This is a genomic window from Nocardioides sp. Root1257, from assembly GCF_001425175.1.
Classification (GTDB): domain Bacteria; phylum Actinomycetota; class Actinomycetes; order Propionibacteriales; family Nocardioidaceae; genus Nocardioides.
This window is the reverse complement of sequence record NZ_LMDV01000008.1, coordinates 875,437-896,394: the sequence shown is the minus strand read 5'-3', so window position 1 is coordinate 896,394 and position 20,958 is coordinate 875,437. Positions and strand designations below refer to the sequence as shown.

At 72.3% G+C, this 20,958-nt stretch carries 21 protein-coding genes and 1 pseudogene; 10 read left to right on the top strand and 12 right to left on the bottom strand.

Going from position 1 to position 20,958, the window contains the following annotated elements:
- The first annotated feature begins 139 nt into the window (after positions 1 to 139).
- Both ASC77_RS12335 and ASC77_RS12330 read left to right on the top strand, forming a co-directional pair.
- Positions 140 to 565 carry a hypothetical protein gene (locus ASC77_RS12335; RefSeq protein ID WP_056152872.1) on the top strand — a complete coding sequence of 142 codons (426 nt, stop codon included), beginning with the start codon at positions 140 to 142 and terminating at the stop codon, positions 563 to 565.
- 20 nt (positions 566 to 585) lie between these two features.
- Entirely contained in the window at positions 586 to 1,053 is a 468-nt protein-coding gene (locus tag ASC77_RS12330; protein WP_156391052.1) for a MarR family transcriptional regulator, read from the top strand.
- Here ASC77_RS12330 and ASC77_RS12325 read toward each other — a convergent pair.
- The gene (locus ASC77_RS12325; protein ID WP_056152868.1) at positions 1,013 to 1,981 is read right to left on the bottom strand and encodes a bile acid:sodium symporter family protein; all 969 of its coding nucleotides are present in this window, start codon (positions 1,979 to 1,981) and stop codon (positions 1,013 to 1,015) included. The genes ASC77_RS12330 and ASC77_RS12325 overlap by 41 nt on opposite strands.
- Before the next feature lie 108 nt (positions 1,982 to 2,089).
- Here ASC77_RS12325 and ASC77_RS12320 point away from each other — a divergent pair, with 108 nt between their 5' ends.
- The 3 genes from ASC77_RS12320 to ASC77_RS12310 are packed head-to-tail and all read left to right on the top strand — an operon-like array spanning position 2,090 to position 4,280.
- Positions 2,090 to 2,437, top strand: a complete 348-nt coding sequence (locus ASC77_RS12320) for a type VII secretion target (RefSeq protein ID WP_056152865.1) — start codon at positions 2,090 to 2,092, stop codon at positions 2,435 to 2,437.
- Entirely contained in the window at positions 2,434 to 3,771 is a 1,338-nt protein-coding gene (locus ASC77_RS12315; protein WP_056152862.1) for a WXG100 family type VII secretion target, read from the top strand. The genes ASC77_RS12320 and ASC77_RS12315 overlap by 4 nt, the downstream gene beginning before the upstream one ends.
- A complete protein-coding gene (locus tag ASC77_RS12310) occupies positions 3,768 to 4,280 on the top strand; it encodes a hypothetical protein (RefSeq protein ID WP_056152859.1) in 513 nt (170 codons plus the stop codon). Before ASC77_RS12315 ends, ASC77_RS12310 begins: the two co-directional genes overlap by 4 nt.
- 26 nt (positions 4,281 to 4,306) lie before the next feature.
- Here the strand turns inward: ASC77_RS12310 and ASC77_RS12305 are convergent, their stop codons facing one another.
- Positions 4,307 to 4,837, bottom strand: coding sequence for a hypothetical protein (locus ASC77_RS12305; RefSeq protein ID WP_056152856.1), 531 nt, complete (start codon positions 4,835 to 4,837; stop codon positions 4,307 to 4,309).
- Complete coding sequence (locus ASC77_RS12300) at positions 4,834 to 5,145, bottom strand: DUF4333 domain-containing protein (protein ID WP_200944970.1); 312 nt, start codon at positions 5,143 to 5,145, stop codon at positions 4,834 to 4,836. The genes ASC77_RS12305 and ASC77_RS12300 overlap by 4 nt, the downstream gene beginning before the upstream one ends.
- A 165-nt stretch (positions 5,146 to 5,310) precedes the next feature.
- Here ASC77_RS12300 and ASC77_RS12295 point away from each other — a divergent pair, with 165 nt between their 5' ends.
- Genes ASC77_RS12295 through ASC77_RS12285 form a run of 3 tightly spaced genes read left to right on the top strand, consistent with a single transcriptional unit; the run spans position 5,311 to position 7,761 of the window.
- Positions 5,311 to 5,727, top strand: a complete 417-nt coding sequence (locus ASC77_RS12295; protein ID WP_056152852.1) for an ATP-binding protein — start codon at positions 5,311 to 5,313, stop codon at positions 5,725 to 5,727.
- 46 nt (positions 5,728 to 5,773) lie between these two features.
- A complete protein-coding gene (locus ASC77_RS12290; protein ID WP_056152849.1) occupies positions 5,774 to 6,649 on the top strand; it encodes a DUF1295 domain-containing protein in 876 nt (291 codons plus the stop codon).
- On the top strand, positions 6,646 to 7,761 hold the full coding sequence (locus tag ASC77_RS12285) for an NAD(P)/FAD-dependent oxidoreductase (RefSeq protein ID WP_056152845.1): 1,116 nt from the start codon (positions 6,646 to 6,648) through the stop codon (positions 7,759 to 7,761). Before ASC77_RS12290 ends, ASC77_RS12285 begins: the two co-directional genes overlap by 4 nt.
- Here the strand turns inward: ASC77_RS12285 and ASC77_RS12280 are convergent.
- The 7 genes from ASC77_RS12280 to ASC77_RS12250 form a co-directional block, all read right to left on the bottom strand.
- Positions 7,745 to 8,899: a fatty acid desaturase family protein gene (locus ASC77_RS12280; protein ID WP_056152842.1), complete on the bottom strand. Its 1,155-nt coding sequence runs from the start codon at positions 8,897 to 8,899 to the stop codon at positions 7,745 to 7,747. The genes ASC77_RS12285 and ASC77_RS12280 overlap by 17 nt on opposite strands.
- Before the next feature lie 73 nt (positions 8,900 to 8,972).
- Positions 8,973 to 10,538 carry an alkaline phosphatase D family protein gene (locus ASC77_RS12275; protein ID WP_056152837.1) on the bottom strand — a complete coding sequence of 522 codons (1,566 nt, stop codon included), beginning with the start codon at positions 10,536 to 10,538 and terminating at the stop codon, positions 8,973 to 8,975.
- A gap of 91 nt (positions 10,539 to 10,629) precedes the next feature.
- Positions 10,630 to 11,571, bottom strand: a complete 942-nt coding sequence (locus tag ASC77_RS12270; protein ID WP_056152834.1) for an NERD domain-containing protein — start codon at positions 11,569 to 11,571, stop codon at positions 10,630 to 10,632.
- 98 nt (positions 11,572 to 11,669) lie between these two features.
- Positions 11,670 to 12,515 carry a helix-turn-helix transcriptional regulator gene (locus ASC77_RS12265; protein ID WP_056154082.1) on the bottom strand — a complete coding sequence of 282 codons (846 nt, stop codon included), beginning with the start codon at positions 12,513 to 12,515 and terminating at the stop codon, positions 11,670 to 11,672.
- A gap of 11 nt (positions 12,516 to 12,526) precedes the next feature.
- The gene (locus ASC77_RS12260) at positions 12,527 to 13,300 is read right to left on the bottom strand and encodes an SDR family NAD(P)-dependent oxidoreductase (protein ID WP_056152832.1); all 774 of its coding nucleotides are present in this window, start codon (positions 13,298 to 13,300) and stop codon (positions 12,527 to 12,529) included.
- 75 nt (positions 13,301 to 13,375) lie between these two features.
- On the bottom strand, positions 13,376 to 13,834 hold the full coding sequence (locus tag ASC77_RS12255) for a TspO/MBR family protein (protein ID WP_056152829.1): 459 nt from the start codon (positions 13,832 to 13,834) through the stop codon (positions 13,376 to 13,378).
- Between the two features lie 2 nt (positions 13,835 to 13,836).
- On the bottom strand, positions 13,837 to 15,216 hold the full coding sequence (locus ASC77_RS12250) for an NAD-dependent succinate-semialdehyde dehydrogenase (RefSeq protein ID WP_056152826.1): 1,380 nt from the start codon (positions 15,214 to 15,216) through the stop codon (positions 13,837 to 13,839).
- Between the two features lie 67 nt (positions 15,217 to 15,283).
- Here ASC77_RS12250 and ASC77_RS12245 point away from each other — a divergent pair, with 67 nt between their 5' ends.
- Entirely contained in the window at positions 15,284 to 16,870 is a 1,587-nt protein-coding gene (locus tag ASC77_RS12245) for a Na+/H+ antiporter (RefSeq protein ID WP_056152823.1), read from the top strand.
- Between the two features lies 1 nt (position 16,871).
- Here ASC77_RS12245 and ASC77_RS12240 read toward each other — a convergent pair whose 3' ends face one another.
- Together ASC77_RS12240 and ASC77_RS12235 are read right to left on the bottom strand one after the other, a co-directional pair.
- On the bottom strand, positions 16,872 to 18,071 hold the full coding sequence (locus tag ASC77_RS12240) for a cysteine desulfurase-like protein (RefSeq protein ID WP_056152820.1): 1,200 nt from the start codon (positions 18,069 to 18,071) through the stop codon (positions 16,872 to 16,874).
- Between the two features lie 15 nt (positions 18,072 to 18,086).
- Complete coding sequence (locus ASC77_RS12235) at positions 18,087 to 19,967, bottom strand: fibronectin type III domain-containing protein (protein WP_156391050.1); 1,881 nt, start codon at positions 19,965 to 19,967, stop codon at positions 18,087 to 18,089.
- A 16-nt stretch (positions 19,968 to 19,983) separates the two neighbouring features.
- On the opposite strand from ASC77_RS12235, the pseudogene ASC77_RS27435 reads away from it, so the two are divergent.
- Positions 19,984 to 20,934, top strand: a pseudogene (locus ASC77_RS27435) (acyltransferase family protein); the annotation flags it as partial.
- Between the last annotated feature and the right edge of the window lie 24 nt (positions 20,935 to 20,958).

The window sequence follows — 20,958 nt, the reverse complement described above, 5'->3', positions numbered from 1 at the left end:
CCCCGATGTCCACGTTTTGCACCTCATCACGATCATTCCTCTCGTGTAAAGGCCCTCTCGCTGCAACATCCTGCGGCGCAAAGAACTGCGGCAGCTCGAGGCGGGAAGCGCCCGCGACCGGTCCACTACGGTTGTAGACATGAGCCTCCTGGACGCCCCACCGACCTCCCGCCCGCGCTCGCTGGCGCGGATCCTGCTCGGCGCGATCCTGGTCTTCGCGGGGGTCAGCCACCTGACCTTCGCGCGCCAGGAGTTCGAGGCCCAGGTCCCCGACTGGTTCCCCGTCGACGACGACCCGGTGGTGCTCGTCTCGGGCCTGGTCGAGATCAGCCTCGGGGCCGCACTCGTCGGGTTCGCGCGCGGCCGCGTCGGGGTCGGCCTCGTGGCGGCGGCGTTCTTCGTCGCGATCTTCCCGGGCAACATCGCCCAGTACGTCGAGGGCACGGACGCGTTCGGCCTCGACACCGACCAGAAGAGGTTCGTACGGCTGTTCTTCCAGCCGGTGCTGGTGCTCTGGGCCCTGTGGGCGACCGGCGCCTGGCGCGATCGCCGCGCCCTGCGCTGAGCACGCCCTACGCTGAGCCCGTGGCGGACCAGGTCGACTTCGGCGTGCTGCTCGCCGTCGCGCACGGGACCTTCTTCGACCGGCAGCACCGCCACATGGTCGACGAGGGCCACCCCGGCTTCACGACCCGCACCGGCTTCGTGCTCCGGGTGCTCGGCGAGCAGGCGCTCAGCCTGCGCGAGCTCGCCGACCGGCTCGAGATGTCCAGCCCGGCAGCGCTGAAGGTGGTCGACGCGATGGTGCGCGACGGGTACGTCGAGCGCACCCACGCCCCCGAGGACCGCCGGGTCCGCACCGTGCGGGCGACCGAGCGCGGCCGTGCCGCGCTCGCAGCGGCCCGGGCCTTCCACGCCTCCGTCGAGCAGGAGCTGGTCGCCGCCATCGGCCCGGCCGATGCCGCCGCCGTACGCCGCGGGCTGGACGCGCTCGCCGGTCAGGCGACCGAGGTCATCCCGCAGGTGCTGCGTCGGTCGACAGCTCCGGGCTGAGCCGGTCGGCCGGGGGCCGACGCCGCCACCACGTCGACAGGGTGAGCCCGGTGACGACGTCCCAGAGGCCCCACATCGCGGCCACGAACGCGACCCCGCCGAGCTCGTCGAAGAAGCTCAGCGCCAGCACCAGGGCGAGCCCGGTGTTGCGCAGCCCGAGCTCGAGCGTCATCGCGCGCACGCCGGACTCCGGGAGACGGGTCGCCCGCGCGGTCCCGTAGCCGACCAGCAGGGAGAGCGCGTTCTGCAGCACGATGGCCACCGCGACCACGCCGATGTAGTCCAGGAACGTGTTCAGCTGACCGGCCAGGCCGCCCACGACGATGAGCAGCAGCAGCGTCAGCGCAGCGGGCTCGACGATCTTGCGGGCCCGCTCCGAGACCGAGGGCCGGCGCCACGCGATCAGCAGACCGAGCGCGAACGGGACCGCGATCAGCAGGACCGCCTCGCCGACCATGTCCCACGGGTCGATGTGCACGTCGCGCAGCAGGTCGTCCGCGGCCGGGTTGAGCCCGCACCAGAACGCCAGCGCGACCGGCGTGACCACGACGGCGACGAGCGTCGAGACGGCGGTCAGCGAGACCGACAGCGCCACGTCGCCGCGCGCCCGGTGGGTGAGGATGTTGGAGAGGTTCCCCGCCGGGCAGCAGACCACCAGGATCATCCCGATCGCCACCGAGCCGCGCACGTCGAGCGCCAGCGTGAGCAGCACCGTCAGGCCGGGCATCACGGCGTACTGGGCGACCAGGCCGGCCACGATCACCCAGGGCCGCCGGGCGACGTCGCGGAAGTCGCCGATCTTCGTGTCCAGCGCGATGCCGAAGAGGAAGAGCGCGACGATCGCCTTGACGGCGAGCTGGAAGCCGTCGGCCAGCTCCAGGTCCAGCTGGTCGATGTTCGTGGCGAGCACGGTCAGGTACGCCGTCATGGCGACACTTAACCACGGTTAATTATCTGTCGGGACCACTTCGCGACTCCCGGTTTCAGCGGACGGCGAGCGGGTAGGTGCACGCCCACACGATCTCGGGGGAGAGACATGACCTACGACGTACTCGTCAGCGAGCTGCAGGCCGCCGCCGGTCAGTACCGCACCGTCGCCGACAGCCTGGGCACCGACGCGGTGGAGATCACCCACCTCGACCCGACGTCGTTCGGGCACATCGAGCTGGCGGCGTGGGTGAAGGCGGTCGGCGAGCAGTGCGACAAGGCCACCACCGCCCTCCACGACGGCGCCACCGGCCTCGCCGACAGTCTGGACGCCTCGGCCCACTACTACGAGTCGACCGACCAGGGCGTGGCGAGCAGCTTCACGCCGACGTTCGGCAGCCCCTTCTCGACGCCCTTCTCGACGCCGTTCTCCGGCACGCCCGGGGGCACGCCGTGACCCTGCCCGACGGAGCCGAGCTCGGCACCACCACCGACCCCAAGGCGCTGATCAAGGGCGAGCCCGGCCAGGTCCGGGCCAACGCCACGCGCCTCTCCACGGAGTCCACGCGCATCGCCGGCCTCGCCGGCGACGTCGACGCGATCTCCATCCCCGGCTGGAGCGGCGGCTACGGCGAGCCGGCGTACGCCGCGGCCCGCTCCGCCGAGCAGGACAAGTGGTCGGCGTACGCCGACCTGCTCGACCAGGCCTCGACCTCGCTCTCGACCTACGCGGGCGCCCTGACCACCGCCCAGAGCAAGGCCGCCGACGCGATCGCCAAGTGGCAGCAGGGCGAGGACGCGACCAAGCAGGCCGTGTCGGACTACAACGCCTCGGTCGACGCCTACAACAGCTACGTCAACCGCCAGGTCTGCGTGCCGTCCTACGGCGGCGGCCCGACCACCCCCTCGATCGGGCCGGGCAAGCCGGGACCGTTCGTCGACCCCGGCCAGGCGCTGCGCGACGAGGCGGAGAAGATCCTCGAGGACGCCCGCACCGCGCTGGACAGCGCCGGCGCGACCTGCGTCAAGGAGCTCGGCGGCCTGGAGGGCTCCAAGACCGAGGGCAAGACCACCCCCTTCTCCGCCGACGGCTCCGTCGAGGGACCCAGCATCGACTGGGGGGACTGGAAGGACACCTTCGGCAAGGACCCGACGAAGGGCAAGGACGGCAAGTACGACAACGGCGCGTCCGAGAGCCCGTTCAAGATCAACCTCGGCAAGGTCGAGGGGGACGCCCACGTCTGGGGGGCCGAGGGCTCCTGGGAGGACTACTGGGGCGGCGCGAAGGTGACCGCCGACGGCAGCGTCACCGTGCTCGGCGCCGAGGGCTCCGCGACCGCCCACATCGGCAGCGACGGCCTGGTGATCGGCGCCGACGGCAAGCTGGTCCTGGTCGGCGCGGAGGGTTCGGTCGGCGCCGAGTGGGAGCACGCCTCGGTCGGCGCCGACGGCCAGGTGTTCGTCGGCGCGAGCGGCGAGGGCGAGGTCCTGGTCGGGCCGACCGGCGCGCACGCCAACGGCGAGCTCTTCGCCGGCGCCAAGGCCGAGGGCTCCGTCCAGGGCGAGGTCGGCGGCGTGGGTGGTGAGGTCGAGGCCGAGGGCTGGGCGGGCGTCGGGATCGGCGGCGACGTCGACTTCGGCTTCAAGGACGGCAAGTTCGAGATCGGCGGCTCCGGTGGCGCCGCCCTGGGTCTCGGCGGCAAGATCGGCGGGCACATCACGATCGACCCGGGCGAGATCATCGACACCGGTGGCGACATCATCAGCGGGATCGGAGACTTCCTCTCATGACCAGCACGCTGCCCATCCCGGTGCGCTTCGACCTGCCGGGCGACCAGTGGGAGCCGGTTCCCCCAGAGTCCCTCGGCGTCGAGAACGCCGCCTTCCTCGCCGTACGCCGCGGTGCCGAGGGCGACTTCAGCCCGACCCTGTCGATCGCCGGCGACTGGCGCACCGACGACGCGACCCTCGAGCAGATCGCCGACGAGTCGCTGGCGGTGCTGCGCGGCCAGGGCGCCACCGAGGTCGAGCTGGTCAAGCGGCGCGAGATCGACTCCGACCACGCCCCGGCCATCACCCAGGCCCTCGGCGCCATGGCCGTCTACGACGGTCGCACCCTGGATCTGCGCCAGGCCCAGGTGGTGCAGGGCATCGTCGACGTCCACGACCCGCAGAAGCGGGTGGTGGTGACCTACACGCTCACCTGCACGTTCAAGCAGTTCGACGAGATGGTGCCGGAGTTCCAGCAGTTCATGGCGTCGGTCGAGATCGTGGCCGCTGCCGACGGGACTGCCGGCTAGCGCCCTGAACCAAACGACTCAGGACGCTAGAACTTGCCCATCAGGGCCGCCACGATCAGCACCACCGCGGTGACCAGAGCGCCCAGGCCGCCGATGACGGCGAAGATCAACCCGGTCTTCTCGGCCCCGCCCCGCTGCGGCTTCATGCCCAGCTGACCGGCCACGCCGGTGATCAGGTCACGACCCTCCTCGGAGTTGAACCGGTAGTCGGCCTGCACGCCGAACCGGCCGTGCTCGTCGAAGGCCCAGACCTTCTGCACGCCGAACTCCTTGACGCGACCGTAGACGCGCTCGGCGGAGCCGCTCGTGCGCGGGACGCCGGCCACCCACTCGACCGTCTGGGAGTCGTCGGTCACCGTGTAGACGCCCGCCTCCGGCACGGCGACGTGGTGCGTGTAGACCTTCTGGAGCCCGGCCTTGTTGAGGATCCCGAACCACTGCGCGTCGACGACGTCGAGCGTGACGTCGAAGCCGGCGTCGGTCGGGCGCACGACGTACGGCGTGCCGGCGGCGGCCTCCTCGACCGCCCGCTGGAACTCGTGGGCCGCAGCGCTCACGAGGGCTCCTGGTCGACCTGGATGTCGAACTTCACGTTGTCGCCGTCGACCGAGGTGACGTTGACGGAGACACCGAGCTCGTCCTCGCCGGCCGTCAGGGTGCAGCGCATCTTCGTGCCGACCTCACCCTTGAGGTCGCCCGGGCAGGAGATGTCGTCCGGCGCCTGGCCGACCTGCTTCTCCAGCTGGGCCGAGACCTCCTTCTCGACGTCGGCCTGCTTGACGGTCGGCGTCGAGTCGCCACAGCTCGAGAGAGCGAACGTCGCCACGACCAGGACCACGGATGAGAGGAGCCGAGAGTTCTTCACGCCCAGATGATGGCTCCCGCCGTCGGCCGCCAAACCTCGCGGCGACGGCGCCGGGTGAGTTCGCGCACAAACCCGGATTGTTCGCTGCTCAACCGTTTCCGGATGGTCGTACGGGGCAGACCAACTGTGACCGTGACCGATCAGTGTCCGGAAATGAGGGGGATCATGAACACCAGCGGGGGCCCGACGTCGGGGCCGTCGACGCGGATGGCCACGCGACTGGCGCTGGCGCAGTCCACGCAGACGGGCTCGCTGGCCCGGCGAGCTCTCCGCCAGCTCTTCGAGTCGGCCAGGATCGATCGGGACGCCAGCGACACCGCCGTGCTGCTGGCCACCGAACTGGTGACCAACGCCGTCGAGCACGGCCGCGGCGACGCCCGCCTGGACGCAGCCGTCCAGGACCACGTGATCCGCCTCGAGGTGACCGACTCGAGCAGCGTCGTGCCCCGCCCGAACACCGGCGTCGGCGACCTCGACGAGCGCGGACGCGGCCTGCTGCTCATCGAGGCACTCGCCTCGCGCTGGGGCGTGCAGCCGCGGCAGGACGGCAAGACCGTCTGGTGCGAGCTCGACCTCGCCTGACCCGCTTTCGCGCAAAACAAGAACTTGTTCTAGTACCGTCGGCGGCGTGAGCAAAGCGGCGTCCCTGACGCGTGTCCTCCTGGCGTACGTGATCGCCGTCGCGGTCGGTGCCGCGTGGCTCTACCTCGGGCCCGACACCGACCATCTCTGGCTCGACGGCCTGATCGCCGACGTGCTCGCGACGCTGGTGATCTTCGGCTTCAGCCGGGCGCACCACAACTCGAGCTTCTACGACGCCTACTGGAGCGTGCTGCCGCCGTTGCTGGCGATCTACTGGTGGAGCGAGAGCACCCCCGACGTCAACGACGTCCGGGCCGCGCTGGTGATCGGCGTGATCGTGGTCTGGGCGGTCCGGCTCACCGGCAACTGGATCTACGCGTTCCCCGGCTTCCCGCACGAGGACTGGCGCTACCCGCTGCTCAAGGAGGGCAAGGGCGGCCTCGAGCCGCTGGTCGACCTCTTCGCGATCCACCTGATCCCGACCCTGCAGGTGTTCCTCGGCATGGTGCCGGTGTACGTGGCGGTGACCCGGACCGGCCGCGACGTCGGCTGGCTCGACGTGGTCGCCGTGGTCGTCGGCCTCGGCGCAGTGCTCCTCTCCTTCACGGCCGACCTCCAGATGTACCGCTTCGCCCGCACCAAGCAGCCCGGACAGGCGATGGACCAGGGTCTGTGGGGCTGGTCGCGGCACCCCAACTACCTGGGTGAGATCGGCTTCTGGCTCTCGCTCGGCCTCTTCGGGCTCGCGACGTCGCCCTCCGACTGGTGGTGGGTCTTCGTCGGCGCGATCGCGATGGTGGCGCTCTTCCTGGGTGCGAGCATCCCGATGATGGAGGAGCGTAGCCTCGAGCGGCGCCCGTCCTACCAGGACGTCATCGACCGGGTGCCCAAGCTGCTGCCCCGGCCCCCGCGCCGCGCATGAGTCGTCCGCGCGTCGTCGTCGCCGGCCTGGGCGACAGCGGCCTGCTCACCGCGATCCACCTCGCCAAGCACGTCGACGTCGTCGGCATCTCGACGAAACCCGCGCTGGTCAGCGGCCAGGAGCTCGGAGCCCGGCTGGCCCGCCCCGACGCCTGGGCGCGCGACTACTACATCGGCTTCGACCGCTACCGCCGCCTGTCCGGGGCCCGCACCGTCCACGGCACCCTGACCGGGCTGGACCTGGAGGGCCGCAGCGTCGCGGTCGAGCTGCCCGACGGCACCACGACCACCGAGCCCTACGACGTCCTCGTCATCTCCACTGGCGTCACCAACGGCTTCTGGCGGCGTCCGGGGCTGCAGACCACCGCCGAGGTCGAGGCGGGGATCCGGTCGGCCCACGACCGGTTGGCGGCTGCTCGGTCGATCAACGTCGTGGGCGGCGGCGCCGCCGCGATCAACACCGCGGCCAACCTCGCGAGCACCTGGCCCGACAAGCAGGTCGACCTCTACTTCCCTGGTGAGCGTGCCCTCCCCCAGCACCACGGGCGGGTGTGGCAGAAGGTCGAGGCGCGCCTGGTCGAGCGGGGCGTGCGGCTGCACGCCGGCCACCGCGCCGTCGTACCTCCCGGCTTCGACTGCGACCGGATCACCGACGAGCCCGTCGGGTGGAGCACCGGTCAGCCGGCCTCGCCCGCGGACGCGACGGTCTGGGCGATCGGCCGGGTCCGTCCCAACACGGGGTGGCTGCCGCGCTCGGTCCTCGACGACGACGGGTTCGTCAGGGTCTCCCCCGACCTCCGCGTCGAGGGTCAGGACGCCGTGTTCGCGATCGGCGACGTGGCCGCCACCGACGCGCTGCGCTCGACCGCCCGCAACCGGGCCGACAAGCTGCTCGCGAAGAACATCCGTGCCCACCTCGCGGGCCGGCCGCTCGCGGAGTTCAAGGCGCCTCGCCGCCGGTGGGGCTCGGTCCTCGGCTTCCAGCCGAACGGCCTCGAGGTCTTCGCCCCCTCCGGCCAGGCCTTCCGCTTCCCGGCCTGGTCGATCCAGACCGTGCTGCAGCCCTGGATCGTGCGCCGGGGCATCTACGGCGGGGTCAGGCGGGACGCTTGACCAGCTGCCGCAGCTGCGGCAGCAGGTTGCGGCGGTTGGTCTCGGCGAGCCAGCCGTTGGGCAGCGAGAGCCGGACCACCTTGTGCCAGGCGCTCGCGACCTGCCTGACCAGCGGGCGGGCGTTGTAGTCGAGCCCGAACGTGTCGAAGACGGCGCGCACCTTCGGCGCGATCTCGTAGTAGCGGTTGCTCGGCAGGTCCGGGTAGATGTGGTGCTCGATCTGGTGGGACAGGTTGCCGGTCATCAGGTGCAGGAACCGGGAGCCGGAGATGTTGGCGGAGCCGAGCATCTGGCGGATGTACCACTCGCCCTTCGTCTCCTTCTCGTCCAGCTCCGGCTGCTCGAAGGTCGACACCCCCTCGGGGAAGTGGCCGCACATGATCACCGAGTGGCTCCACAGGTTGCGCACCAGGTTGGCGGTCGCGTTGGCCGCGAGCGTCGAGCGCCACGCCGGCCCGGAGAGCGCCGGGTAGACCACGAAGTCCTTGCCGAGCTGGCGCCGCGCCTTGGCGAGGGTCACCCGCACCTCGGCCTTCTTCTCCGGCGACATGTCGCGCTTGTCGCGGATGTGGTCACCGAGGTCGAGGTCGAACATCGCGATGCCGTACTCGAAGATGCAGGCCGTCACGAAGTTCCAGGCCGGCTGCACGAGGTAGCGACGCTTCCACTCCTGGTCCTCGTCGACGCGCATGATGCCGTAGCCGAGGTCGTTGTCCTGGCCGATGATGTTCGTGTAGGTGTGGTGCGTCTCGTTGTGCGCCTTCTTCCACTGCGCGGCCGGCGAGACGTGGTCCCACTCCCAGGTCGACGAGTGGATCTTCGGGTCGCGCATCCAGTCCCACTGCCCGTGCAGGACGTTGTGCCCGATCTCCATGTTGTCGAGGATCTTGGCCAGCGACAGCCCCGCCGTCCCCAGCACCCACATGCTCCTGCTGCGGCTGCGCATCAGCACCGCGCGGCTGCCGAGCTCGATGATCCGCTGGGCCCGCACCAGGCGCCGGATGTACGCCGCGTCGCGGGCACCGCGGCTGTCGAGGACGTCCTGGCGGATCGCATCGAGCTCTGCTCCCAGGCGCTCGACCTCGTCCGGGGTGAGTCCTCCGGGGATGGTCGTCGGGCGCTCGAGCGTGGCCGTCATGCCCCTCAGTGTGCTCCTCCTGGCAAGGGGGACCTAAGTTGCGGGTGTCTCCGTATAGACAGGCGCTCCTGGACTAGTCCTCCGGCTCCAGGTCCTTGCTGAACAGGACCGACCCGGAGAGGTCGCGCAGGCTGACCGTCAGCCGGCCGTCGTCGGCGATGTCGGCGTGCCCGAAGAACTGGTTGCCCGTCCGGGGCGACTCGTTGGGCGCCGCCGCGTGCTTGCTGAACACGACCTCGGGCCCGAAGGTCGCGTCCAGGTCGTTGGGACCGAACGTGCCGGCGGCGATCGGGCCGGCGACGAACTCCCAGAACGGGTCGAAGTCGGTGAAGGCCGCCCGCGCCGGGTCGTAGTGGTGGGCCGCGCAGTAGTGCACGTCGGCGGTCATCCAGACGACGTTGCGCACGCCGTGCCGCTTGAAGGCCGACAGCACCGCGGCGATCTCGAGCTCCTTGCCGAGCGGGGCGCCGGGGTCGCGGTTGGAGAGGCTCTCCTGGTTGACGGCGCCGTCCGGCACGACCAGCCCGAGGGGCAGGTCGGCCGCGATCACCTTCCAGGTCGCCCGCGAGCGGCGTACCTCCTGGATCAGCCAGTCGGTCTGCTCGGCCCCCAGGATGTGGGTGCGCTCGGTCTCGAGGCCCGGGGTGTTGGGGTCCTTGTAGGTGCGCATGTCGAGGCAGAAGACGTCGAGGTGCCGGCCGCGCTCGACCCTGCGGTAGATCCGAGCGGGCGCGAACCCGTCCCCGCGCCGGTGGGCCCGGGGGTCGGCGATCGGCTGGTACTCCTGCCAGGCGCGGCGAGCCCGGACGGCGAGCACGTCGACCCGGCGCTCGGTGTAGCGGTCGTCCTCGATGATCTGGCCCGGGTACCAGTTGTTGCGTGTCTCGTGGTCGTCCCACTGCGGCACGATCGGGACGGCCGCCGCCAGCGCCCGGAAGTTGTCGTCGAGGTGGGTGTAGCGGTGCCGGCCCCGGTACTCGTCCAGGGATTCCGCCACCTTGCCGACGCCCTCGGCGACGACGTTGCGCCACACCTGGCCGTCCGGCTCGGTGACGGTCGCCGCGATCGGGCCGTCGGCGTAGATGGTGTCGCCCGAGTGCAGGAAGAAGTCGGGTGCGGTCTCGAGCATCCGGCGGTAGCCGACCAGGCCGCCGAGCTCGGGGTTGATCCCCCACCCCTGGCCGCAGCTGTCACCGGTCCACACGAAGCTGGTGCCGGCCCGCCGGTCGGACGCGGTCGCGAAGCGGACCACCTGCTGCTCGCCCCGCCGGCCGCGCTCGTCCTCGAACGACAGGCGGACGGCGTACTCGCGTCCGGGCGCCAGGTGGTCGAGGGCGATCTTGGCGGTGTAGTCGCTGTCCGCGTCGGCCCACGGGCCCCTCACCCGGGTCCGGTGCCGGCCGCTGCCGATCTCGGCGACGAGCCGGCCGGGGCCCGACGAGCGCGCCCAGAGCACGGCGTCGCGCGAGGTGACGTCGCCGCTCTGCACGCCGTACGGCAGCTCGAGCCGGCGGGAGACGAGGCCGGCGGCCCGTCCGGAGGCGGCGGGGGTGACGGCGGGGGTGACGGCGGCGCCGGCGCCCAGGGCTCCGGCGCGGAAGAGGGTACGTCGATGGAAGTGCTGCCCGAGAGAGGTCATGCACTCCACGTTGCTCCCGCCAGGCACCGCTCGGGTGACGTCCCGGTGACCTCTGGTCGTACCTCCGGCCACGTCCAGGCAGCGTGGCGCGCTAGTGCTCGGGCACCTGCCAGCTGGCGCGGTCGGCGCGGCGGTCGCCGACGACGACCGCGACCACCTGCGGGTGCCGGTCCGTCGGGACCGTGAACCGGTAGGTCAGGGCGCGCTCCTTGCCGGGCTGCAGCGCGGCGCCGGCGAGCTCGGCCCGGGGCCGTCCGACGGCCGACGCCGCCCGCAGGTCGTCGAGCGTGAGCCCCACCTCGAGGGTGTCCATCTCGAAGGGCTGGGCGCCGTCGTTGCGCACGGTCAGCCGGACGACGTACGCCCGGCCCGGCGACTCGACCTGCTCGACCGTCAGGTCCAGGGGCGGGCGCTCGGCCGTGCCGGCGAGGCGGAGCGTCTCCCCCAGCTCCGGCACGGGTGGCGGATCGCCGGCCCGCGCGGCCTCAAGCCGGTCCGCGGCCCACGGCGAGACGGCGACCGTGGCCGCGACGAGGAGCAGGAAGATCGCCAGCCGACCGGTCGAGCCGGTGCTGCGGTCGCGCCGGGTGGCGCCGCCCGTCAGGCTGCGGCGGAGTCGGCGTACGCGCCGGACCTGGGTGGTGACGGTGGTGCTGGCGGAGTGGAGCTCGTCGCGCTCGAGGGTGCGCGGCTGCGCCAGGAGCATCGGCACGATGGTCTCGGGCGTGCAGAGCAGCACGTCGTCGCCCAGGTCGTCGGGGTGCGGATCGGTCGAGCAGAGCACCGGGTGGACCGTGCGCCGACCCAGGCGCGCACCCCGCGCGAGGACCGCGACGGCGCTCCGGCAGGACGCGGCGGCCGACCTCCCGGTCCGGCCTGCGACCACCACGAAGACGCCGCCCGGACCGACCACGACCTGGTCGATGTCGGCAGGCTTGCGACCCGGCCACACCACGTCGTCGAGCACGGTCCACTCCGAGGACAGCGCCAGCAGGGCGCGCGCCGTCGCCTCATGAGTCTCCGCGTCCGGCATGGCGACCTCCCCGGGTCGGTTCGGACGCTAGAGGGGCACCCGGGCGTATGGGTACCGATGAGCGCGAGAAATGGCCGAATGGCCGACACGGACGCCGGTCAGCCGCCACCGAGGCGCTGCGCGCCGAGCACGGTCAGCAGCGCCAGCTTCTCGTGGCTCTCGGTGCCGGGCGCCGCCGTGAAGACCAGCAGCGCCTGCGACTGGTCGACGTCGTACAGGCTCTGGCAGTGCACCTCGAGGTCACCGACCTCCGGGTGCCGGAAGCGCTTGAGCTTGGTGTGCTTGATCCCGACCTCGTGCTCGGCCCAGACCCGCGTGAACTCGTCGCTCTCCGCGAGCAGCGCTCCGACGATCGCCGCGGCCGGCGAGCCGGGGCCGCCGTCGCGGGTGTAGGCCGCGCGCAGGTCGGCGGTGAACGCCCGGCCGTGGAAGTCGTGGTCCTCGTCGGGGTAGATCCGCCGGGCGTCGGGGTCGGTGAACCACCGGTAGACGACATAGCGGCGCAGGCCGTCGTACGACGTCTCGTCGCCGACGAGGGCGATCGCCGGCGCGGTCTGGAGCAGCGTCTCCCCCAGCCCGTTGACGACCATCGCCGGCGTGTCCGCGAGCCGGTCGAGGATGCGCATGATGCCGGCGTCCACGTGGTCGGTCCGCAGCGCCCGCTCGGGCACCGGGTGCCCGCCGAGCCGGAAGAGGTGGTCGCGCTCGTCGAGCGACAGCCGCAGGCCGCGGGCCATTGCGGCCAGCATCTGCTCCGACAGGTTGGTGCTCCGCTCCTGCTCGATGCGCGTGTAGTAGTCCACCGACATCTCGCTGAGCGCGGCGACCTCCTCGCGCCGCAGCCCGCCCGCGCGACGGCGCGGACCGCGCGGCAGGCCCACGTCCTCCGGCTGCAGCGCCTCGCGACGCGTGCGGAGGAAGTCGGCGAGCTGCGCGCGGTCCATGCCGACCATCCTCACAGGTTCATGCCGCCGGACGCCTCGATCCGCTGGCCGGTCACCCAGCCCATGGCGTCGGAGGCGAGCGCGGCGACCGCGGCTCCGATGTCGTCGGGCTCGCCGACCCGGCCCATCGCGATCAGGCCGGACAGGTGGTCGCGCACCTGGTCGCTGTCGCGCAGGTAGCCGCCGCCGAAGTCGGTCCCGGTCGCTCCCGGTGCGATCGCGTTGACCGCGATCCGTCGGGGGCCGAGGGCCTTGGCGAGGTAGCGCGTGTAGACCTCGATCGCACCCTTCATCGAGGCGTAGACGGAGTACGCCGGGTCGCCGGTGAACCGCGCCAGCCCGGTCGAGGTGTTGATGATCCGGCCGCCGTCCGCGACCAGCGGCAGCAGCGCCTCGGTCAGCAGCACCGGCCCGACGAAGTGCACGTCGACCATCGGCCGCACCTGCTCGAGGGTGGTCTCGCCGACCGGCGTGTTCACCACGGCGCCGGCGTTGTTGACCAGCACGTCGAACGTGTCCCGGCCCCAGCGCTCGGCGAGCTCACGCCGTACGTCGTCGGCGAACGCCGCGAACGTCCCCGTCTCCGTCGTGTCCAGCCGGAGCGCGGCGGCGCGGCGCCCGAGGCCCTCGACCTCGCCGACCACGGCGGCCGCCTCGTCGGCGCTGGTGCGGTAGGTCAGCAGCACGTCCACGCCGGTCCTCGCCAGTGCGAGCACCTCGCTGCGGCCCAGCCCGCGGTTGCCGCCGGTCACGATCGCGATCTTCTGGTTCGTCTCTGTGTTCATGCCTCCACCGTGCCCGCGTCGGGCGGGCGGATGAAGGCCGCGCTCGTCCAGGGAGCGGGAGTCCCTGGATGAGTCTCAGCCGCGGTTGCGCCACCAGATCGACGCGTTGAGCGCGGTGGCGAACCCCGTCCAGACGGCGTACGGCTTGAGCGCGAGGGCTGCGGTCCGGTCGTGCTTGACCGCCTCGCGGAGGAGCGCGATGTTCGCGACGTCGAGGGCGACGATCACGCCGAGCCCGGTCGCCGGTGACTGCTTGACGAAGAACGCCCAGCACCAGCCCGCGTTGAGCGCGAGATCGGCGGCGGTCAGGGTGAGCAGTCGACCGCCGTCGGGTCCCGCCTGCTCGAGCGCCCGCCCCGTGCCCCAGCCGATCAGGCCGTAGAGCGGCGTCCAGACGAGAGGGAACGCCGCATTGGGCGGCTGCCAGGACGGCTTGTCGAGCGCGCGGTACCACGCACTGTCCGGCTTGGTGCCGAGGAAGCCGACGCCCGCGGCCGCCGCGGTGAGGCCGGCGGCCACGAGCCGGGCGCGCACCGTCAGCCGACCTTCGGCTTGTAGATGAGCTTCTTGTTGACGAACTCCTCGATGCCGTAGGCCCCGAGCTCACGCCCGACGCCGGAGCGCTTGGTGCCTCCGAACGGGAGGTCGGCCGCGGAGCCCTGCGCGGTGTTGATCCAGACCATGCCGGTGTCGAGGCGGTCGGCGACCTGCTCGGCGTACGCCGGGTCCTGGCTCCACACGACCCCGCCGAGGCCGAACGGCGAGCTGTTCGCGAGCTCGACGGCCTCGTCGGCGTCGGCGACCTTGTAGATCACCGCTGCCGGCCCGAAGAGCTCCTCCGAGTAGGCGCGCATGTCGGGCGTGACGTCGGTCAGCACGGTCGCCTCCATGAACGACCCGGCGCGGTCGACGCGCTTGCCGCCGGTCGTGACGGTCGCGCCCTTGCCGACGGCGTCGTCGATCTGCTCGAGCAGGTTGGTCAGCGCGCTCTCGGACGAGAGCGGGCCGAACGCCGAGCTCGGGTCCGTCGGGTCGCCCGGCGTCAGGCCGGACATGGCGCCCGTGAACATCTCGACGAACTCGTCGTACAGCTCGTCGACGACGATCATCCGCTTGGCCGCGTTGCACGCCTGGCCTGCGTTGCCCATCCGCCCGACGACCGCGGCCTTCACGGCCGCGCCCAGGTCGTCGGCGCCGAGCACGATGAAGGGGTCGGAGCCGCCCAGCTCGAGCACGACCTTCTTGAGGTTGCGGCCGGCGACCTCGGCGACCGCCGCACCCGCCCGCTCGCTGCCCGTCACCGAGACGCCGACGAGGCGCGGGTCGGCGATCATGTCGGCGGCCTGGTCGTTGGTCGCGAAGACGTTGATGTAGGCGTCCGCCGGCAGTCCCGCGTCGTGGAAGATCTGCTCCATCGCCAGCGCCGACTCGGGGCACTGCGGCGCGTGCTTGAGGATGATCGTGTTGCCGATCATCAGATTGGGGGCCGCGAACCGGGCCACCTGGTAGTACGGGAAGTTCCACGGCATGATCCCGAGCAGCGCACCCACCGGCTCCTTGCGGACCAGCGCATCGCCGCCCATGGCGGGGTTGAGCGGGGTGTCCGCCAGCAGCGCCGGCCCCTGCTCGGCGTAGTAGCGGTAGATCGAGCTCACCAGCCGGATCTCGCCCTTGGCCTCGGCGACCCGCTTGCCCATCTCGCGGGCGATGATGCCCGCCAGCTCGTCGCGGCGCTCGTCGTACAGCTCGGCGACGCGCAGCAGCACCTTGGTGCGCTCGTCCTTGTCGGTCTGCTTCCACGCGCCGTACGCCGCGTGCGACCGCGCGAGGACGTCCTGGACCTCCGCGTCCGTCGCCGTCTCGAACTCGCGCTCGACCTCGCCGGTGGCCGGGTTCACTACCTGGTAGTCGCTCATGGGGCCACGTTACGTCGGCCGTCCAGCCGGCCGGAGGGCCGTTGGGGCGGCAGGAAAGGATGGGGGCGTGGATGTCACGACGATTCTCCTGCTCGTGCTCGCCGCCGTCGCCGCGATCGTCCTGACGCACCGGTTCGCCGAACGCACCGGGCTCCCGGCGCCGGCGCTGCTCACGCTGGTCGGGATCGCGTACGCCGTCCTGCCCGGCCCGAACGTCGAGATCGACCCCGAGCTCGTGCTGACGCTGCTCATCCCGCCCCTGCTGTACAGCGCGGCACTCGACTCCAGTCTGCTGGCGATCCGCTACAACCTGCGGACGGTGATCAGCCTGTCGGTGGCGCTCGTGCTCGCGACGGCTCTGCTCGTCGGTGCCGGCTTCGCGCTCTTCGTCACCGGCGCCACCTTGGCGGCCGGTGTCGCCCTCGGCGCGGCGATCGCTCCTCCCGACCCGGTCGCGGCGTTGGCCGTCGGCCGCAAGGTCGGCCTGCCGCCGCGTCTACTCACGCTGATCCAGGGCGAGGGCCTGCTCAACGACGCGACCGCCCTGACCCTGCTGACCGTCGCGGTCTCCGCGGCCACCGGCGACGGGTTCTCGACCTGGTCGGCGGGTGGCCAGTTCGTGGTGGCCGCGGCCGGCGGTGCACTGGTCGGCTTCGCGATGGCCTACGCCATCCGCGGGATCCGGCACTGGTCGCAGGACCCGCTGATCCTCAACGCCGTCTCCCTGGCGACGCCGTTCGTCGCGTACCTGGTCGGCGAGGAGCTCCACGTCTCAGGGGTCCTCGCGGTCGTGATCACCGGTCTCGCGGCAGGTCACGACAGCCCGCGCAGCACCACCGGCGCGAGCCGGCTCCAGGTCAACGCGGTCTGGCGGCTGGTGAGCTTCCTGCTGGAGGGCTTCGTCTTCCTGCTGATCGGCCAGCAGCTGCCGACCGTGGTGCAGGGGCTGCACCACTACGACACCCCGACGATCGTGACGGCGGCCGCGATCAGCGTGGGCGTCGCCCTGGTGCTGCGGCCGCTGTGGCTGGTCGTCACCCAGCTGCTGCCCAGGACCCGGGAGCGGCTCACCGCTCGCGAGGTCGTGGTGCTGAGCTGGGCCGGCACCCGCGGCGTGATCACGCTCGCCGCGATCTACACGCTGCCGCGCACGACCGACAGCGGCGCACCCTTCCCCGACCGTGACCTGCTGATCTTCTGCGCGTTCCTGGTGGTGCTCGTGACCCTGGTCGGCCAGGGGATGACGTTCGGTCCGCTGGTGCGAGCGCTCGGGCTGCGCGCCAACGCCGTCGACCAGGCACGGCTGCGCAACGAGGCGCGTTCGGCCGCGGTGGAGGCCGGGCTCGCCCGCCTCGACGAGCTCGAGGGCCGGGAGCACGACGCCGGCGAGGACGCCGCCATCGCCATGCTCCGCCAGCAGCTCCAGAACCGGCTCGCCCGCTACCGGCACCGGCTCGACGTCCTCGAGGACGCCGACGACCAGATCCCGGCCAGCCCGGCGTACGACGCCGCCGTCCGGCTGCACCTGGCCGTCATCGAGGCCGAGCGGGAGGAGCTGCTTCGGATGCGCGAGACCGGTCAGCTGCCCGACGCCAGCCTGCGCGTCCTCGAGCGCGAGCTCGACCACCGCGAGGTGCTGCTGCCCGGGCGTTGACTCAGCTCGCAGCGGCAGCGACCCCGTCGAGGAGCCGGTCGACGTCGTCGGCGTTCGTGTACGGCGCGAGCCCGGCGCGCAGCGCCCCGGTGTCGCCGAGGCCCAGCCAGCGCGAGGCCTCGATCGCGTAGAAGTTGCTGGCCGGCGCGTTCACGCCCAGGCCGGCGAGGTGCTCGTAGACCGCGCGGTCCTCGCGTCCCTCGACCGAGAGGAAGACGGTCGGCGTGCGCCGGGCGGGCGCGCCGTACAGCCGTACGCCGGCGATGCCGCGCAGGCCGTCGAGCAGCCGTCCCAGCAGCCGCTCCTCGTGCGCCTCCGCGGCGCGCATCGACTCGAGCACCCGGGTGCGCCGGTCCGCGGCGTCCGAGGCCATGGCGGCGATGTAGTCGACCGCCGCCGTCGTGCCCGCGAGGATCTCGTAGGGCAGCGTCCCGAGCTCGAACCGCTCCGGCACCTGGTCCTTCGACGGCACCAGCTTGTCGGGGCGCAGGCTCTCGAGCAGGTCCGGTGCCGCGACCACGATGCCGTGGTGAGGACCGAAGAACTTGTAGGGCGAGCAGCTGAAGAAGTCCGCCCCCAGCGCCGCCACGTCGATCGGCACGTGCGGCGTCAGGTGCACGCCGTCGACGTACACCAGCGCCCCGACCGCGTGCGCGGCCTCGGCGATCGCCGGCAGGTCGGGCCGGGTGCCGAGCACGTTGGACGCCCCGGTCACCGCGACGACCCGGGTCCGCTCGCTGAGCTCGGCGCGGACGGCGTCGACGGGCAGCTCGGCCGTCTCGCGGTCGAACCCGACCCACCGGACCTCGGCACCGGCGCGCTCGGCGGCCTGCACCCACGGGCGGATGTTCGAGTCGTGGTCGAGCCGGGTCACGACGACCTCGTCGCCCGGGACCCACTGCTTGGCGAGCGCCCGCGACACGTCGTACGCCGCCTGCGTCGCCGACCGCGTGAACACCACCCCGCCCGCGTCGCAGCCGAGCAGGTCGGCGACGGCGCCGCGCGCCCCGACGACCACATCCTCGGCCCGCTGCTCGGTCGCCGTGACCGTGCCCCGGTTCGAGAGCCCGGCCGTCATCGTCGACGCGATCGCGTCCGCCACCTGGCGGGGCACCTGGCTGCCGCCGGGGCCGTCGAAGTACGCCGTCCCGCCGTCGAGAGCCGGGAAGTCCTTGCGGATGCGGTCCACGTCGAAGTCCATGGCCCCATCCTGCCGCTAGCCGCTCGTCGTCACGTAGCGCGTGTACGCCGCGCGTCCCCACCCGACGCCGTTGCGGGCGCGGACCGCGACCCGGACGCGTCGGTGCGACGGCAGGCCCGCGATGGTGGCGCGCCGCTTGCCCGGGCCGACCTTGACCGTCCGGCCCAGGCAGACGAGCCGGTAGGCGGTCACCGGGCTGCCCCGTCCGGCGGAGCGCGTCCAGGTGACGGTGACCCGGTGCGGGCCGGCCCGCACCACCCGGAGGTGCGGTGCCGTGGGCACGGTGGCCGGCACGACGGGCCGGGTCGACACCGTGCGCGACGACCCGTGCGCCGTCAGCGCGCGGATGTTGAAGACGTAGCGCGTGCCGTTGGTCAGGCGGGTGACACGGAGCGAGCGCGCCCGCGCCGGTACGACGCGCGGGTGGTCACCGGGGATCCGGCTGATCTCGAATCCGGTCACGTGGGCCTTCGTCCTCGGCAGGTCCCAGGTGACGGTGGCGCTCGCGTTGCCCCGCTTCGCGCGCACGTGGGTGGGCGCCGGGGCGGTCGGCGGGCTGGGAGGTCCGATCGTCACCGCGACGACCTCGCCGCCGAGCGACAGTGACAGCGCGCTGGCGGTGGTCCGGCGCTGCGCTGCCGCGCCGCTCGAGGGCCGGTGGACCACGAGGTTCTTGGCCCCGGCGAACCGCAGCGTGACGTCGGCGGGAGCGACGTCCACCTTCTCCTGCTGGGCCGCGTCCCAGACCGACACGTCGCGCCACAGCAGTAGCACGAACCGGCCGTCGCGCCGCTGGGTCAGCACGTAGCGGCCCTCCCCGGGTGGCAGGCCGGTGGCCTCGACGGCGAGCGAGCCAGGCGAGAAGGACGGGCCGGGGTCGGCGAGCAGGCCCAGCAGGTTCTTCATCGCCGCGTACGCCGGCTTCGGCGTGAGGTCGTGGCGCAGCAGCCCGAAGTTCGCCTCGGGGTCGGTGCGGCCCGGGTCGTCGAACTCGTCGATCAGCTCGTACCCGTACATGCGCCGGTCGCCGCGCAGCACGTGCTCGAGGAGCAGCCGCGGCAGGTACGTGCCGGCGACGTCCTCCGGCACCGCGGGATGGGCGCTGTCCGCACCGACCGCGTTGTGGTAGCCGGCCTCGGTGGTCACGAGCGGCTTGCCCGGCACGGAGGCGCGCAGCGCGTCGGTGATCTGCCGGATCTCGTTGGCGGGTCGGTAGCCGCCCGGGTACATGTGTGCGTTGGCGACGTCGGCATCCTGCGACAGGTCGCCGGCGACGGAGTAGTTCTGCTTGAACGCCAAGGACGGCGAGAGCACGGGCAGGTCGGCGGTCGCGGGCTCGGCCTTCGCGGCCGCGTAGAGCTGCTGCTGCCAGGACTTCACCTGGGGCACCCAGTCGGCCGGGTCGTCGGGCCCGAAGAGGTCCCACTCGTTGGCGCCCTCGAGGCTCTCGACGGCGCCGGCCGGGAGCTGCGTCGCGACCGCGTCCACGTAGTCGGCCGGGGTGGCTCCGGAGTCGGGCCGGCCCATGATCAGGTCGAAGCCGATCCCCCGCTGGGCGACGGTGGCGATCGCGGCGTACTGACGCGGCGAGTCGAGGAAGAGGTCGTCGCGCACGTGGCGTACGCCGAGGTCGGCGAGCCGCTGGGCGACCGCGTCGGCGTCGGCGTACGGCGTGTCCAGGAAGTTGAGGTGGATGCCCACGCCGTACGCGTCGACGACGGAGTCGGCCGGGACGGCGGCGATCGGGGCGATGCGCGAGCGGTCCGGACGGGTCGCGGCGGCGGCGTGGGCCGGGGCAGCGGGCAGCAGCCCGCCCGCGCTCACCACGAGCGAGCACACGAGCAGGGCCAGACCACCGCGACGCCACGACACGCGGGCATAACCCCGCTCACTCACGATTCGTTACGCCCGCGTGGCAGGGACGGGGCGCTTCGACTACCTCGACGGCATCCGCGCCGTCGCCATCGGCGCCGTCCTCGCCCTGCACTGGTTCAGCTGGTACACGCCGTTCTTCCACGGCGGATCCGTCGGCGTGGACGTCTTCTTCGTGCTCAGCGGCTTCATCATCACCACGATGCTGTGGCGCACCCCCCTCGACGGCTCCGCACTCGCCACGTGGGGCGCGTTCGTCCGCCGGCGAGTCGTCCGCCTCTACCCGGCCCTGGTCGGGCTCGTCGTCGGCGGCACCGTCCTCTACGCCCTCGTGCCCTGGGCCCCGGTCGATCCAGTCGAGGTGGCCCGGCGAGGTGTCGTCGTGCTGACGCAGACCTCGGCGCTGTGGGCGGCCGACCAGCACGGCAGCCTCTGGCTCCCCGGACTGCAGCCCTTTGGCCAGACCTGGTCGCTGGCCGTCGAGTGGTACTTCTACCTCGCTTGGCCGGTCGCGCTCCTCGCCGCCCGTCGCCGCGGCTGGAGCGCGCGGCGTCTCGCGACCGTCTGCGTCCTCGTCGCGGTCGCGGCGTACGCCGCCGCGCTGCCGCTGGGCGCGTTCTGGTTCTACTTCGGTCCCCTCGAGCGGTCCGCCGAGCTGCTCGTGGGTGCGGCCCTCGCGCTGTGGTTCGCCGCCGGCGGTCGGCCGACCCGGCCCACGCGGCACGCGACCGCGGTCGCCCTGCTCGCCCTCGCGGCGCTCTCGGCGTACGTCGTGCTCGGGCCGGACGGCAAGGAGCCGCTCTACCGCCTGGCCGGCGTGCCGGTCGCGGTGGTCGCGACCGTGCTGCTGATCCACACGGGCTACGGCAACCAGCAGGGCGCCGTGACCCGGCTGCTCAGCCACCGCTGGCTGGCGAGCGTCGGCCGCTACAGCTACAGCCTGTACCTGTGGCACATCGTGCCGTTCCTGCTGCTCGAGGACGCGCCGGGCGGTGTCCCGAAAGCCGTGCTCGGG